The 14,172-nt window shown below is 61.7% G+C and carries 13 protein-coding genes; 1 reads left to right on the forward strand and 12 read right to left on the reverse strand.

Translation table 11 applies throughout. The features are described from left to right. Positions 1-33: 33 nt before the first annotated feature. Positions 34-957: a histone deacetylase family protein gene (locus SB753_RS13200; RefSeq protein ID WP_087752788.1), complete on the reverse strand. Its 924-nt coding sequence runs from the start codon at positions 955-957 to the stop codon at positions 34-36. A gap of 287 nt (positions 958-1,244) precedes the next feature. Between SB753_RS13200 and mltB the strand changes: the two genes are divergently transcribed. Further along, positions 1,245-2,402 (forward strand): lytic murein transglycosylase B, encoded by a 1,158-nt coding sequence (gene mltB, locus SB753_RS13205; protein ID WP_087752738.1) that lies wholly within the window; start codon positions 1,245-1,247, stop codon positions 2,400-2,402. Positions 2,403-2,516: 114 nt separating this feature from the next. Here the strand turns inward: mltB and cysM are convergent, their stop codons facing one another. The 11 genes from cysM to aroA all read right to left on the reverse strand — a co-directional run bounded on the left by cysM (position 2,517) and on the right by aroA (position 14,166). Continuing rightward, positions 2,517-3,419, reverse strand: coding sequence for a cysteine synthase CysM (gene cysM / locus SB753_RS13210; protein WP_020068964.1), 903 nt, complete (start codon positions 3,417-3,419; stop codon positions 2,517-2,519). Positions 3,420-3,685: 266 nt separating this feature from the next. Next, a complete protein-coding gene (locus SB753_RS13215) occupies positions 3,686-4,051 on the reverse strand; it encodes a ComEA family DNA-binding protein (protein ID WP_410800385.1) in 366 nt (121 codons plus the stop codon). Between the two features lie 76 nt (positions 4,052-4,127). Next, a complete protein-coding gene (gene rfaD / locus SB753_RS13220) occupies positions 4,128-5,120 on the reverse strand; it encodes an ADP-glyceromanno-heptose 6-epimerase (protein WP_410800386.1) in 993 nt (330 codons plus the stop codon). Positions 5,121-5,261: 141 nt separating this feature from the next. Beyond that, entirely contained in the window at positions 5,262-6,281 is a 1,020-nt protein-coding gene (rfaE1, locus tag SB753_RS13225) for a D-glycero-beta-D-manno-heptose-7-phosphate kinase (RefSeq protein ID WP_084690147.1), read from the reverse strand. Beyond that, positions 6,247-7,650 (reverse strand): UDP-glucose dehydrogenase family protein, encoded by a 1,404-nt coding sequence (locus SB753_RS13230; protein WP_087752742.1) that lies wholly within the window; start codon positions 7,648-7,650, stop codon positions 6,247-6,249. The genes rfaE1 and SB753_RS13230 overlap by 35 nt, the downstream gene beginning before the upstream one ends. An 84-nt stretch (positions 7,651-7,734) precedes the next feature. After that, positions 7,735-8,910, reverse strand: a complete 1,176-nt coding sequence (lapB, locus tag SB753_RS13235; protein ID WP_027776423.1) for a lipopolysaccharide assembly protein LapB — start codon at positions 8,908-8,910, stop codon at positions 7,735-7,737. 70 nt (positions 8,911-8,980) lie between these two features. Next, the gene (locus SB753_RS13240) at positions 8,981-9,274 is read right to left on the reverse strand and encodes a LapA family protein (protein WP_020068970.1); all 294 of its coding nucleotides are present in this window, start codon (positions 9,272-9,274) and stop codon (positions 8,981-8,983) included. A gap of 532 nt (positions 9,275-9,806) precedes the next feature. Next, positions 9,807-10,130, reverse strand: a complete 324-nt coding sequence (locus tag SB753_RS13245; protein WP_006050255.1) for an integration host factor subunit beta — start codon at positions 10,128-10,130, stop codon at positions 9,807-9,809. Positions 10,131-10,231: 101 nt separating this feature from the next. Then, positions 10,232-11,965 (reverse strand): 30S ribosomal protein S1, encoded by a 1,734-nt coding sequence (gene rpsA, locus SB753_RS13250; protein ID WP_020068971.1) that lies wholly within the window; start codon positions 11,963-11,965, stop codon positions 10,232-10,234. Between the two features lie 174 nt (positions 11,966-12,139). After that, a complete protein-coding gene (cmk, locus tag SB753_RS13255; RefSeq protein WP_088175316.1) occupies positions 12,140-12,826 on the reverse strand; it encodes a (d)CMP kinase in 687 nt (228 codons plus the stop codon). Between the two features lie 35 nt (positions 12,827-12,861). Then, positions 12,862-14,166, reverse strand: coding sequence for a 3-phosphoshikimate 1-carboxyvinyltransferase (gene aroA, locus SB753_RS13260; RefSeq protein WP_087752745.1), 1,305 nt, complete (start codon positions 14,164-14,166; stop codon positions 12,862-12,864). Between the last annotated feature and the right edge of the window lie 6 nt (positions 14,167-14,172).

Below are 14,172 nucleotides of genomic sequence, written 5' to 3' on the forward strand. Positions count from 1 at the left end.
CGGCAACCGCAGCCTATGCGGCGCGGCGACTGCTTAGATTCCGGCAAGCGCGCGCACGTGCGCGACGACGCTGCGCCCAAGAGCAGACAGGTTGTAGCCCCCTTCGAGGCAACTCACGATCCGCCCGCGCGCATAGCGGTTTGCGATGTCGCGCATCTGATCGGTGATCCACACGTAGTCGTCTTCGACCAGACCCATGTTGCCGAGATCGTCCTCGCGATGCGCGTCGAAGCCTGCCGAAATGAACAGCATCTCAGGCTTGAATTCATGCAGACGAGGCAGCCACAGCATGTCGACCGCCTCGCGCACCGCCATGCCTTTGGAGCGCGCGGGCATCGGCACGTTGCACATATTGGGCGCCTGATTGTCGGCACCGGTGAACGGATAGAACGGATGCTGGAAGATGCTGCACATCAGCACGCGTGAATCGCCGGAAAACGCCGCCTCGGTACCGTTGCCGTGGTGCACGTCGAAGTCGATGATCGCGACGCGCTGCAAGCCATGCACCTCCAGCGCATGACGCGCGGCAATCGCGACATTGTTGAAGAAGCAGAAGCCCATCGCACGCGCGGGTTCCGCGTGATGACCGGGCGGCCGCACACTGCAGAAGGCGTTGTCGAAGCGGCCTTCGATGACCGCGTCGGTGGCGGCCACTGCGGCGCCGGCTGCGCGTAACGCTGCCTGCAAGGTATGCGGGTTCATCGACGTGTCGGGGTCGATTTCAGCCATGCCCTCGGCCGGCGAACGGCTGCGAATGTAATCGATGTGCGCTTGCGTGTGCACGCGTAGCAGCGCCGCTTCGTCGGCGAGCGGCGGCGACTCGCGTTCGATCAACGCGTCGATGCGGCTCGCGATCAATTGATCTTCGATAGCCTGCAACCGTGCAGGGCACTCGGGATGCCATTGCCCCATGTCGTGCAGCAGACAGTCGGCGTGAGAATAGAAGCCTGTTGCCATGATTTTCTTCTGCGGCGCGTGGCCTTCGAGGCGTGCGCGGCGCGTCTCCATCCAGGGGCGCGCGCCCGCGGCGCGCCAACATCGTCAAGTTACCACACGACGTCGCTGTAACGCGTCCGGCACAGTTTCGCGAGAGGCCTCGGGTATACTGCCCCGATCCGTTTTCCTCATGTCTTTGTCCTTTCGCACTGCGCCCCCAGCTCACTATGACCGTCAAGCTTGCTCTGTCTGCACGAAACCGGCTCAGCACCCGAACCATCGCCGCCGCACTCTCCATCGCATCGTGCATGTTCATGGCAACCACTCCGGCACTTGCGCAGATCGCCGGAAAAAAACCGCCGACGCTGCTCGCTCAGGCACAACCGCAAACAGCGGTGCCGCAAGGGCAAACCTTCGAAGAAGAAATCATTCCGCAGCGCTACGCGAACAACCCGAATGTCGATGCATTCATCAACGATATGGTGGCGCGCTACGACTTCGACGAGTCGTCGCTACACTCGCTTTTTGCCGGCGTGAGCTATTCGGCGACCGCGGTCAAGCTGGTGACGCCGTCGGCATCTCCTTCGGTGAAGAACTGGCGCGCGTATCAGTCGCGCTTTCTCGACCAGATTCGCATCAACGCGGGCATTCGCTTCTGGCGCGCGAATCAGGCCACGCTGCAGCGTGCGTACGAGGAGTTCGGCGTGCCGCCGGAGGTGATCGTCGGCATTCTTGGCGTGGAAACGATCTACGGGCGTTTCATGGGCAACTTCCGCGTCCTCGACGCGCTGACTACGCTCAGTTTCGACTATCCGAACACGCCTAATCGCGCCGACCGTCAGGCGACGTTCCGCAAGAATCTCGAAGACTACCTGGTGTGGACGCGCGATTCGCAGATCGACCCGACCACGGTGCTCGGCTCGTACACGGGCGCGATCGGCATTCCGCAGTTCCTGCCGAGCAGCATCACGCAGTACGCGGTGAGCTACGACGGCAACAAGGAAATCGACCTGCGCACGAGCCAGGCGGATGCGATCGGCAGCGTGGCGAACTATCTGCGGCAGAACGGCTGGGAAAACGGCCGGCCCGTGGTATGGAAAATCGGTACGGACGCTGGCAGCCTGGGCGTCGCGCAAGCCGCCGCCGACGGCGCGCCGGAACCGCATTGGCCGCTCGACCAGTTGTTGCGTGCGGGTCTGCTCCTCAATGAGCCGAGCGTGAATATTGCAGCGGAAGCGGGAACGCCTGTCACGGTGGTCGACCTGCCGTCGCCGGGCCGCGGCACGGAATATATGCTGGGCCTGAAAAACTTCTACGTGCTCACGCGCTATAACCGCAGCTTCTTTTATGCACTCGCGGTTTATCAGTTGGGCGAACGCATCAAGTCGCAGATGCAAGCCAGCGACGCAGCGAGTCCGGGCAATGCTCAGAACAACGCTGCGCCGCCGAGCGCGGCTTCGCAATAGTTCATAGCGCGGACTGCAGGCCGATACCTGAATGCCATAGATGTAAAAAAAGCGCCTGCCGGCGCTTTTTTTAACTGACGCTATTTCGTATGGCGCGCGAGCGACACTGCTCGCTTACGCCGGAAACACGCCAGTGGACAAATAACGGTCGCCGCGGTCGCAGACGATGAACACGATGGTCGCATTCTCGACCTGACGCGCGACGCGCAACGCCACCTCGCACGCTCCGCCCGACGAAATGCCCGCAAAAATGCCTTCAACGGACGCCAAGCGACGCGCCATTGCTTCGGCGGCGGCCTGACTCACGTTCTCGACGCGGTCAACCCGGCTACGGTCGAAGATCTTCGGCATATAAGCCTCTGGCCATTTACGGATGCCCGGAATGCGCGACCCTTCCTCAGGCTGCGCGCCGACGATTTCGATCGCCTGATTCTGCTGCTTCAGATAACTGGACACGCCCATGATGGTGCCCGTCGTGCCCATGGACGACACGAAGTGCGTGATACGCCCCTCGGTATCGCGCCAGATTTCGGGGCCTGTGCCTTCGACGTGCGCCGCCGGATTGTCCGGATTCGCAAATTGATCGAGGATGATGCCCTTGCCGTCGCGCTGCATCTGTTCGGCCAGATCCCGCGCGTATTCCATGCCGCCCGTTACGGGTGTGAGAATGATCTGCGCGCCGTATGCGGCCATGCTTTGACGGCGCTCTACCGACAGGTCTTCCGGCATGATCAGAACCATCTTGTAGCCGCGGATCGCCGCTGCCATGGCGAGCGCGATACCGGTGTTGCCGCTTGTCGATTCGATCAGCGTGTCGCCCGGTTTGATACGGCCGCGCGCTTCCGCTTTCTTGATCATCGACAACGCCGGGCGATCTTTCACCGAGCCAGCGGGGTTGTTTCCCTCGAGCTTGGCGAGGACCACGTTGTTACGGCTGCGGATCTCGTCGTCGGGGAGCCGGACGAGCTGCACGAGCGGCGTATTGCCGATCGTGTCTTCAATCGTTTTGTAAGCCATATAGGTTCTGGTGCTGTCGATGCGCGAAGTCTTTAATGCTTTGATTCTAAACCACGGTGCCCATGGTTGCCGCGCGGCCCTTCTGCCCGCATGGATGCAACCTCCGCCACGCAAAAAGCCCGCGGCTGAGTACCGCGGGAGCCAGTCACGCATATGACGACTTAAGGAGCGCTGCTGCCGGCTCCGACCATGAAGGGAATACGATGGCGAATCGCGCGCGGCACAACCGGTACCGCGCGCCTGAATCGTGTCTGACTCGCGTCAGACTATTTCTTCACCGCCACTGTGGCGCCGCCTTTAGGCGTGTTGACCGGAACGGTCGCGCCTTTGGTCTGTGAAGACGCCGCAACCTGCGAGCCAGCAGCCGCGCCAGCCGGACCGACAGCGAGACCCTCCGCCTGCAGGCGCTCGACGGTATGCCCGCCCATGCCCTTGACCCGCTTGCCGAGATCGCTCGGGTCCTTGAATGGACCATGCGCTGAACGCTCTTCGAGAATGGCTTTCGCTTTGGCAGGACCGATGCCTTTGATGCCGCGCAGTGCGTCCTCGTTAGCCGTGTTGACGTCGACCGACGCATACGCGTGACCGAAAGCGGCGAGCATGGCCGCGGTAACCAGAATTTTTCGAAACATATGGAATCTCCCTCGTACAACCGGTTGGCGACATCACCAACCGGGAGATTCCAGTTTAAAGAGGTATCCGAATTATTTACACCTGGCCGAACAGCCAACGCACGTAGCGATCGACACCTTCCTGCACGCTCAGGAACGGCGCGTCGTAACCGGCCGCGCGCAGCTTCGTGAGGTCCGCTTGCGTGAAGCACTGGTACTTGCCGCGTAATGCGTCGGGAAACGGGATGTACTCGATCAGCCCGCGTTGCACCTGATCCGCGAGAGAGAGCGACGGCTCGTTGTTCAACGAGCGCAGCGTGTTGACCACCGTGCTCGCAATGTCGTTGAACGGCTGTGCGCGCCCACTGCCCAAGTTGAAGATGCCTGACTTGTCGGGGTTGTCGAAGAAGAACAGGTTGACCTTCACCACGTCTTCCACGGAGACGAAGTCGCGTGTCTGTTCGCCCGCGGCGTAGCCGTTGTATTCGCCGAACAGCTTGACCTTGCCCTCGGCCCGGAACTGGTTGAAGTTGTGGAACGCCACCGACGCCATGCGCGCCTTATGCGTTTCGCGCGGACCGTACACGTTGAAGTAGCGAAATCCGGCGATCTGGCTTCTGGCAGCGGGCAGCACGCGGCGAATGACCTGGTCGAACAGGAACTTCGAATAGCCGTACACGTTCAACGGCTGCTCGACTTCGCGCTCTTCGACGAAACGGTTCGAGCCGCCATACGTTGCAGCCGAGGACGCGTACAGGAACTGGATGTTCTGCGCGAGGCAGACGTCGAGCACGTCGCGGCTGTAGCGGAAGTTGTTCTCCATCATGTAGCGGCCGTCGGTTTCCATTGTGTCCGAACAGGCGCCTTCGTGGAAAATCGCGCGCACTTTGCCGAAGTCGCCACGCTTGAAGCGCTCCACGAATTCGGTCTTGTCCAGGTAGTCGTCGATTTCACAGTCGACGAGGTTCTTGAACTTGTCGGCGCGCGTCAGATTGTCCACGGCGATGATGCGTTGTTCGCCACGCTCGTTGAGCGTTTTCACGAGGTTGCTGCCGATAAAACCGGCCGCGCCGGTGACGATAAGGGTCATGATGGTCCCGCGGTAATGAGCCTTGTAAGGACTCGCGTGAGCGCTCAGGCGCCAACGCGAATCGTCAGGGTCAGTCGACGTCCCGTCGATCCATTTTGCACGCAGCCCGAAGGCGTGCGGCAACGAATCTGGCGGGCGACGTCATTGAAAGAGTTCGTCGTAGTCGACAGTGGCGGTGCCGAGTTTGCCGACCACGATGCCGGCCGCGCGATTGGCGAGGCCAACCGCTTCGACCAGCGTGAGACCCGCGCCCAGCATGGCCGCGAGCGTCGCGATCACCGTGTCGCCCGCACCCGAAACATCATACACTTCACGTGCGACAGCCGATGTGTGCAGGATGCCGTCGTTGGAGAACAGCGTCATGCCCTCTTCCGAACGCGTGAGCAGCAAAGCCTCGAACTGAAGATCCGCGCGCAGTTTGCTCACGCGCTCGATCAGGTCTTCTTCCGATTTCCACTGACCGACCACTTCGCGCAACTCCGCGCGATTCGGCGTGATCAAGGTGGCGCCGCGATAGCGTTCCCAGTCGTCGCCCTTCGGATCGACCAGCACCGGTTTGCCTGCAGCATGCGCTCTCGCGATCATCTGCGTGACGTGGGTCAGGCCGCCCTTTGCGTAATCGGACATCAGGATCACGTCGTGCGAAGGCAGCAATTCGTCGAAGCGAGCAAGACCCGCGAGCAGCACTTCATGCGCGGGCGAGTTCTCGAAATCGACGCGCAGCAGCTGTTGCTGACGCGACAACACACGCAGCTTGATTGTCGTTAGAAGCGCGGGATCGCGTTCGAGATGCGGGTTCACGCCGCTCTCGCCGAGCAACTGCACGATGCGCTCACCCGGTTCGTCGTGTCCGACGACGCACAGGAGGCCCGCTTGCGCACCGAGCGCCGCCGCATTGCGCGCGACGTTCGCCGCGCCGCCAAGCCGGTCTTCCTGGCGCTGCACGTGCACGACCGGCACCGGCGCCTCCGGCGAAATACGATTGACGTCGCCGAACCAGTAGCGGTCCAGCATCACGTCGCCGACCACGAGGACGCGCGCGGCAGCGAGTTGCGCACGCGGCACCACGGTAAGTGCGGGCGACGTCGTGGAGGTGGGCGTGGACGTGGCGGATGCGGGCATGATCTCAGGCATCGGCCGCACGTTTGGAGGGTTGGGCATAAGGACGTCCAATCGAGTGATAGTCGATGCCGAGTTCGTTCATGGCATCCGGCTCGTACAGATTGCGGCCGTCGAAAATCACCGGCGACTTGAGCACGGATTTCAGATACGCGAAGTCGGGGCTCTTGAACTCCTTCCATTCGGTGACGATCACGAGCGCGTCGGCGCCTGTGAGCGTTTCGTCCTGCGTGCTCGTGAAAGTAAGACGCTCGAGTTGTTCCGGCGAATCGTGCAGATCCATCGCGAAAACGCGCCGCGCTTCTGCCACGGCGACCGGATCGTACGCGCGCACGTTGGCGCCGCGCGCCAGCAGTTCAGCGATGACGCGGCGGCTCGGCGCTTCGCGCATGTCGTCGGTGTTCGGCTTGAACGCGAGGCCCCATACGGCGAACGTGCGGCCGGACAGGTCGTTGCCCCATTTGTGCGCGATCTTCTGTACAAGCACGTCTTTCTGCGTGTAGTTCACTTCCTCGACGGCCTCGAGAATGCGCAGATTGTGGCCGCTTTCGCTGGCAGTGCGAATCAGCGCCTGCACGTCTTTCGGGAAGCACGAGCCGCCGTAGCCGCAACCGGCATACAGGAAGTGATAGCCGATCCGCGGGTCCGAGCCGATGCCGCGGCGCACCGCCTCAATGTCCGCGCCGACACGGTCCGCGAGATTGGACATCTCGTTCATGAACGAGATGCGCGTGGCGAGCATCGCGTTGGCTGCGTACTTGGTGAATTCGGCCGAACGCACGTCCATGTACAACGTGCGTTCGTGATTGCGGTTAAACGGCGCATACAGGCGCTTCATCAGTTCACGCGCGCGCAAGCCGGCTTCGTCTTCGTCGCTGCCGAGCACGATGCGGTCGGGCCGCATAAAGTCGTCTACCGCGGCGCCTTCCTTCAGGAACTCAGGATTCGACACCACCGAAAAGCGGTGCTGTCCGCTGCCGGCAAGCCCGCGCTTCTCCAGTTCTTCTTCGATCACCGCGCGCACGCGCTGCGCAGTGCCGACCGGCACCGTCGATTTGTCGACGATCACCTTGAAGCCGTTCATAGTACGGCCAATGTTGCGCGCGGCTTCCAGCACGTATTGCAGGTCGGCCGAGCCGTCCTCGTCGGGCGGCGTGCCGACGGCGATGAATTGCACGTCGCCGTGAGCGACGCTCGCTTCGATGTCCGTCGAAAATGTGATGCGGCCGGCCGCGCGAGTACGCGCGATGATTTCCTGCAAACCCGGCTCGTGAATGGGCACGCCACCGTTGTTGAGGATTTCGATTTTGCGCGGATCGACGTCGAGACAGAACACGTCGTTGCCGATTTCAGCGAGGCACGCGCCAGTGACGAGGCCGACATAGCCGGTGCCGATAATGGTGATTTTCATACGCTTTCCGGTTGAAGGTTCCGGTGATGATTCCCGGCGGTGAAGAAGCCAGTCATCAGCACGATGTCAAATCCGTCCGCGAACTCAGTTCGTCGCGGTGATCGGTTCGACCCGGCGCGGCGCGTAGGTTTCCCAACCGCTGCAACCCGGGCACTGCCAGTAGAAAAGCCGCGCCCTGAAGCCGCAATTCTGGCACGTGTAGCGCGGCAGATTTTTTGTGCGCTGGCGGATCAGCGTGCGCATCAGTTCGAGTTCGCTGCGCCGCGGCTCTTCCGCGACGGCCTGTTGCGCTTCGAGCAGCCGCGTCATGCCCGCCAGGTTCGGCGACTTTTGCATCTGCGAACGTGCGAGCGCGTGCGCCGCATCTGGCCCGCGCAGCGATGCGACGTGCTGGTACGCGACGTCGAGCAGATCATTGCTCGGATAGCGGTCGACCCACGTGGTGAGCAGATCGGCGCCTTCCTGCGCGCGGCCGAGCGCTTCGTACGCCTTCATCAGCTTCTCGGCGACGAGCGGCAGATAGGCAGGGTTCTGTTCCTCGACGCGCCGCCATTGTTCGATCGCCGCTTCCTGTGCGCCGCCGGCCGCGTCGACGTCGCCAAACAGAATCGTGGCGCGCACGTTGGTAGGGTTGGCCTTCAGCGCGAAGCCGAGTTGCCGGCGTGCTTCGTCGGGTTTTTTCTGTTGCAGCGCTTCCTGTGCGAGTTCGCAATGGAACTGCGCGATTTCCTTGTCGAGCGACTCCGCGCCCATTGTTTCCAGATGACGCGCTGTGTCGATTGACTTGATCCAGTCCTTCTCGATTTCGTAGATGGTAAGCAGCGCGCGCTGCGCACCCAACGCGTAGTCGCCGGTTTCGAGCGAACGGAAGGTTTCTTCCGCGCGGTCCAACAGGCCGGCTTTCAGGAAGTCCTGCCCGAGTTCGAATAGCGCGTGATCACGCTCGCTGACCGGTAGATCCGCACGACTCAGCAGATTCTGATGCACGCGAATGGCGCGGTCCGTTTCTCCGCGGCGCCGGAAAAGATTGCCCAGTGCGAAGTGAAGTTCGACGGTTTCAGGATCGAGCTTGACGACTTCGATGAACGCGTCGATCGCCTGATCCGGCTGCTCGTTGAGCAGAAAGTTGAGTCCGCGGAAATAGGAGCGCGGAAGATTGGCGCTTTCTGACAGCAGCGTCTTGAGGTCGTAGCGCGCAGCCATCCAGCCGAACGCAAAAGCGACGGGTATGACGAGCAGCCACCAGAAGTCTAGATCCATGCGATGAATGCAAATGAGCCTGAAGGCGGAAATGGAATGCCGCGCGCTATATGCGCGGCGAACTACAAAATCAGATCAGCGGCGGCATGGGCGGCTGTTCAACGACGACCGGCGCCTCGCGTGCCACACGCAGTTCTCGCTTGAGGCGGCCATTCTCCATGCGCAGGCGCACGACAGCCGGCATCGACGAAACGAGACCTGCGAGCAGCCCAACCCCGAAGAACGCGAGTCCAATCAGGATGAGCGGCGCCGACCACGCGTAGCCAGCGAGGAAATTCAGCGTAGCAGGTTGCGTATTGGAGAGTGCGAGCACCAACAGCAGCACGAACACCAGTACACGGATCAGCCAGACGATAAATTTCATGAATAGATCTCTTGACGGCAGTTGCGGGGTGACGCCGGCCTGATGACGCGTCGCGCCACGGTGTTGCCCGCGCCGAAGTGACCCGTATTGTAATTGAAGCCCTCGCGACTGGGCAGGAACTGGCGGATCCTGCGCTTACAGCAAAGCAGCGGTGATGATGCGGGCGGGGGTTCGGATTTGGCGCGAATGTTGTGAGCTTAGTGTGGGTGGATGTGTCGCGGGATTGGGGCTTGGATGGCGGCTTGACGGCGGCTGGGATGGCGGCGTGAGACTCGACTTGGGAAGTGGTCTTGAAGTCGACCGAGAACTCGGCGTGGAAACTGCTTGAGATCTTGGCTGAAAGCGCGGCTATTAAGGCGTCGGACATTGCGGCCGACAACGTAACCGGGACGTGCGTGTCCGCCCAGGTGGACCGAAAATGCGCAGGCGAAAAAAAAGCGCCCGGAGGCGCATTTCTTCTTTTTGCCGACTGGCACTGGCCGCTGACGCTACCAAAGCCACGCTGCCAAATGCACAGCGTATGACGGAGCATTTACAGATCGTCGTCCGGCTCTTCCGCCTTCAACGGCTCACCCGCGCGACGATCGACCCGCTCGCGCAATTCCTTGCCCGGCTTGAAGTGCGGCACGTACTTCTCAGGCACCAGCACTTTTTCGCCCGACTTCGGATTGCGCCCGACGCGGGAAGGACGGCGGTTCAGGCCGAAGCTGCCGAAACCTCGAATTTCGATGCGATGACCTTTGGCAAGTGCCTCCGACATCGCATCAAGCATCGTCTTCACCGCGAAATCCGCATCTTTTAGGACAAGTTGCGGAAACCGCGTAGCCAGTTGGGCGACCAATTCCGATTTGGTCATACTGCAGCAGACCTCTCAAGAAAACGCCGAGCCGCCCCCAGGTTTTCCCCGCAAAGGGATACCTGCCGCGCAAAGACGGCAGGTTCGGGGGCGTTCCTCAATTACTGGTTCTGACCGTCGAGCTTGGCCTTCAGCAGTGCGCCGAGGTTGGTCGTGCCGGTAGCAGCTGCGCTGGAATCCGACGAAGCCAGGCCGCGGATCGCTTCCTGTTGCTCAGCCGAGTCCTTCGCCTTGATCGACAGGTTGATGCCACGCGACTTGCGATCGATGTTGATGATCATCGCGTTGACCTTGTCGCCTTCCTTCAGCACGTTACGAGCATCTTCCACGCGGTCTTGGGCGATTTCCGAAGCGCGCAGGTAGCCTTCGACTTCAGCCGACAGCTGAACCACTGCACCCTTCGCGTCTACCGTCTTGACCACGCCGTCGACGATCGAGCCCTTGTCGTTCATTGCAACGAAGTTGCTGAACGGGTCGCCTTCGAGCTGCTTGATACCCAGCGAAATGCGTTCCTTCTCGACGTCGATGCCGAGAACGATCGCTTCCACTTCGTCGCCCTTCTTGTACTTGCGAACAGCTTCTTCGCCCGTTTCCGACCACGACAGGTCCGACAGGTGAACCAGACCGTCGATGCCGCCCGGCAGACCGATGAAGACGCCGAAGTCGGTGATCGACTTGATTGCGCCTTGCAGCTTGTCGCCCTTCTTGAAGTTGCGGCTGAAGTCGTCCCACGGGTTCGGCTTGCACTGCTTCATGCCGAGGCTGATACGGCGGCGGTCTTCGTCGATTTCGAGAACCATGACTTCGACTTCGTCGCCCAGCTGAACAACCTTCGACGGTGCAACGTTCTTGTTCGTCCAATCCATTTCCGACACGTGGACGAGGCCTTCGATGCCCGATTCCACTTCGACGAATGCGCCGTAGTCGGTGATGTTCGTGACCTTACCGAACAGGCGCGTGCCCGACGGGTAACGACGCGAGATGCCTTCCCACGGATCGTCGCCGAGTTGCTTGATGCCCAGCGAAACGCGGTTCTTTTCCTGGTCGAACTTGAGGATCTTCGCAGTGACTTCCTGGCCAACCGACAGAACTTCGCTCGGGTGACGCACACGACGCCATGCGATGTCGGTGATGTGCAGCAGGCCGTCGATACCGCCGAGGTCCACGAACGCGCCGTAGTCGGTGATGTTCTTCACCACGCCTTCCACGATCGCGCCTTCCTTCAGCGTTTCGAGCAGCTTTGCGCGCTCTTCGCCCTGGGTCGCTTCGATCACGGCACGGCGCGACAACACGACGTTGTTACGCTTCCGGTCGAGCTTGATGACGCGGAATTCGAGCGTCTTGCCTTCGTACGGGGTCGTGTCCTTGACCGGACGCGTGTCGACCAGCGAACCCGGCAGGAACGCGCGGATGCCATTGACCATGACGGTCATGCCGCCCTTGACCTTGCCCGTGATCGTGCCGGTCACGAGTTCGTTGTTGTCGAGAGCCTTTTCCAGCGACAGCCACGAAGCCAGACGCTTCGCCTTGTCGCGCGACAGGATCGTGTCGCCATAGCCGTTTTCCAGCGCGTCGATCGCGACGGAAACGAAGTCGCCCGCCTGCACTTCTACCTCGCCCGCGTCGTTCAGGAACTCTTCGAGCGGGATGTAGGCTTCGGACTTGAGACCAGCGTTGACGACCACGAAGTTGTGGTCAACACGCACGACTTCGGCGGAGATCACTTCGCCGGCGCGCATGTCTTGCTTGGTCAGCGACTCTTCGAACAGAGCCGCAAAAGATTCGGTATTCGGGGTAGAGGTTTGCAGGTCGGACATAAAAATCGAAATTTGCATGGTTCTCGCGCTGCCCGGCTGGCCGGACGGTCAGCAACTACGGCAAGAATGCGAACGCCACGCGGGGTTAAAGGGTTAATACAACGCTTCGCGACCATCGCGAAGCACCAACACACAATGGAACTACGACTGCGGCCGCGCATTCATGTGCGACCGATGCTCGATGCATTCCAGTCACGCCTGCGGAACCAGGGCTTCGTACCATTGGACTACCTGCTCGACCGCCTGATCGACCGATAAGGCGGACGTATCGAGCAGCTTTGCATCCGCTGCGGGCTTAAGCGGCGCGGCTGCGCGCTGACTGTCACGCTCGTCGCGCTCACGCAAATCCCGGAGCAAGTTATCTATGTTAGCAGAAAAGCCTTTTTGTATCAATTGCTTATGCCGCCGCGCCGCGCGGGCTTCCACGCTGGCGGTCATGAACACCTTGAGCACGGCGTCCTGGAAGATGACTGTCCCCATATCGCGACCGTCTGCGACGAGGCCCGGCTCCTTACGAAACGCCCGCTGGCGCGCCACCAGCGCGGCCCGCACCGGGGCATGCACGGCGATCGCTGAAGCGCGGCTGCCCACTTCCTCGGCGCGAATGTCCGCCGAAACGTCCACTCCGTCGAGTTGCGCGAGGCCTTCGCGAAACGTGATATGCAGGTCGTCGATCAGCTTTACAAGGGCCTCGACGTCGTCCGCCGCGACGTTGTAGCGAATGCTGGCGAGCGCGGCGAGGCGGTACAGCGCGCCGCTGTCGAGCAGGTGGAAGCCGAGGCTCGCGGCAACCAGCGCGGCCACGGTGCCTTTGCCGGAGGCACTCGGGCCGTCGATCGTAATGACGGGCGTCTGGTGAAAGGGACGGATCGGTTTCATCGAAAGAGTCGCACGTCAGGCGATTCGCACAGGAATCAGGGTTGGGCAAGCGCGGTGAAGCGCTCGAAATAATCGGGAAATGTCTTGCCGACGCACTTCGGGTCGTTGATCCGGACAGGCACGCCGCCGAGACTCACGAGCGAAAAACACATCGCCATGCGGTGATCGTCGTAGGTGTCGATCGACGCGTTCGGAATCAGTTTTTCAGGCGGCGTGACCACGAGGAAGTCTTCGCCCTCCTGCACCTTCGCGCCGACCTTGCGCAGTTCGGTGGCCATCGCCGCGATCCGGTCCGTCTCTTTCACGCGCCAGCTCGCAATGTTGCGCAGCGTGGTCGTGCCGTCGGCGAACAGCGCGGCAACCGCTATGGTCATAGCGGCGTCGGGGATCAGGTTGAAGTCCATGTCGATCGGCTCGAGCTTGCCGCTGTCGTGGCCGACGCCGCGCACTTCGATCCAGTCCTCGCCCATTTGCAGATTCGCGCCCATCTTGATGAGCGCATCCGCGAAGCCGACGTCGCCCTGAATGCTTGAACGGCCGACGCCCTCCACTTTCAGCGGCCCGCCGCCGAGCGCGCCCGCCGCGAGGAAATAGGACGCCGACGACGCGTCGCCCTCCACCATGATGGTGCCCGGCGATTGGTAACGCTGCCCCGCCGGCACCACGAACTGATGCCAGCCATTGCGCTCGACCTCGATGCCAAAGCGCGCCATCAGCTTGATCGTGATATCGATATACGGCTTGGAAATGAGTTCGCCGTCGACCTGAACGGTGCTCACGCCGCTTTCGGTGCGCAAAAGCGGCAGTGTCATCAGCAGCGAGGTGAGGAACTGGCTGGAGACGTCGCCGCGCACGCGGATCGGCGCCTCAGCGGAAATCTGCGCCGGACGGATTCGCAGCGGCGGAAAGCCTTCGTTTTCTTCGTAGTCGATTCTCGCGCCGATCTGCCGCAATCCATCGACCAGATCGCCGATTGGCCGCTCGTGCATGCGCGGCACGCCGTGAATGCGATAGTCGCCGCCATTCACCGCGAGTGCCGCGGTCAGCGGACGGACCGCCGTACCGGCATTGCCGAGGAACAGATCGGCCGTGCGCGCCGTGAAAGCGCCGCGCGTGCCGGTCACGACGCACGTGTCGCCGTCGCGCTTCAGACGCACGCCCAGCTTTTCGAGCGCGTCGAGCATCACGCGCGTGTCGTCGGAGTCGAGCAGGTTCGTGATTGTGGTTTCGCCTTCGGCGAGCGCCGCCAGCAGCAGCACCCGATTCGAAATGCTCTTCGAGCCAGGCAAACGAACCGTGCCGGACGCACGAGAAAATGGTCCGAGATCGAGGAATTCCATGATTGA

The sequence above is a fragment of the Paraburkholderia sp. SIMBA_053 genome, assembly GCF_046534895.1.
GTDB classification, from domain to species: Bacteria; Pseudomonadota; Gammaproteobacteria; order Burkholderiales; family Burkholderiaceae; genus Paraburkholderia; species Paraburkholderia caledonica.

Excerpts from the sequence above, each read along its gene's own strand:
- SB753_RS13200 (WP_087752788.1), bottom strand. The coding sequence starts at position 957 with ATGGCAACAGGCTTCTATTCTCACGCCGACTGTCTGCTGCACGACATG.
- mltB (WP_087752738.1), top strand. The coding sequence starts at position 1,245 with ATGTTCATGGCAACCACTCCGGCACTTGCGCAGATCGCCGGAAAAAAA.
- cysM (WP_020068964.1), bottom strand. The coding sequence starts at position 3,419 with ATGGCTTACAAAACGATTGAAGACACGATCGGCAATACGCCGCTCGTG.
- SB753_RS13215 (WP_410800385.1), bottom strand. The coding sequence starts at position 4,051 with ATGTTTCGAAAAATTCTGGTTACCGCGGCCATGCTCGCCGCTTTCGGT.
- rfaD (WP_410800386.1), bottom strand. The coding sequence starts at position 5,120 with ATGACCCTTATCGTCACCGGCGCGGCCGGTTTTATCGGCAGCAACCTC.
- rfaE1 (WP_084690147.1), bottom strand. The coding sequence starts at position 6,281 with ATGCCCAACCCTCCAAACGTGCGGCCGATGCCTGAGATCATGCCCGCA.
- SB753_RS13230 (WP_087752742.1), bottom strand. The coding sequence starts at position 7,650 with ATGAAAATCACCATTATCGGCACCGGCTATGTCGGCCTCGTCACTGGC.
- lapB (WP_027776423.1), bottom strand. The coding sequence starts at position 8,910 with ATGGATCTAGACTTCTGGTGGCTGCTCGTCATACCCGTCGCTTTTGCG.
- SB753_RS13240 (WP_020068970.1), bottom strand. The coding sequence starts at position 9,274 with ATGAAATTTATCGTCTGGCTGATCCGTGTACTGGTGTTCGTGCTGCTG.
- SB753_RS13245 (WP_006050255.1), bottom strand. The coding sequence starts at position 10,130 with ATGACCAAATCGGAATTGGTCGCCCAACTGGCTACGCGGTTTCCGCAA.
- rpsA (WP_020068971.1), bottom strand. The coding sequence starts at position 11,965 with ATGCAAATTTCGATTTTTATGTCCGACCTGCAAACCTCTACCCCGAAT.
- cmk (WP_088175316.1), bottom strand. The coding sequence starts at position 12,826 with ATGAAACCGATCCGTCCCTTTCACCAGACGCCCGTCATTACGATCGAC.
- aroA (WP_087752745.1), bottom strand. The coding sequence starts at position 14,166 with ATGGAATTCCTCGATCTCGGACCATTTTCTCGTGCGTCCGGCACGGTT.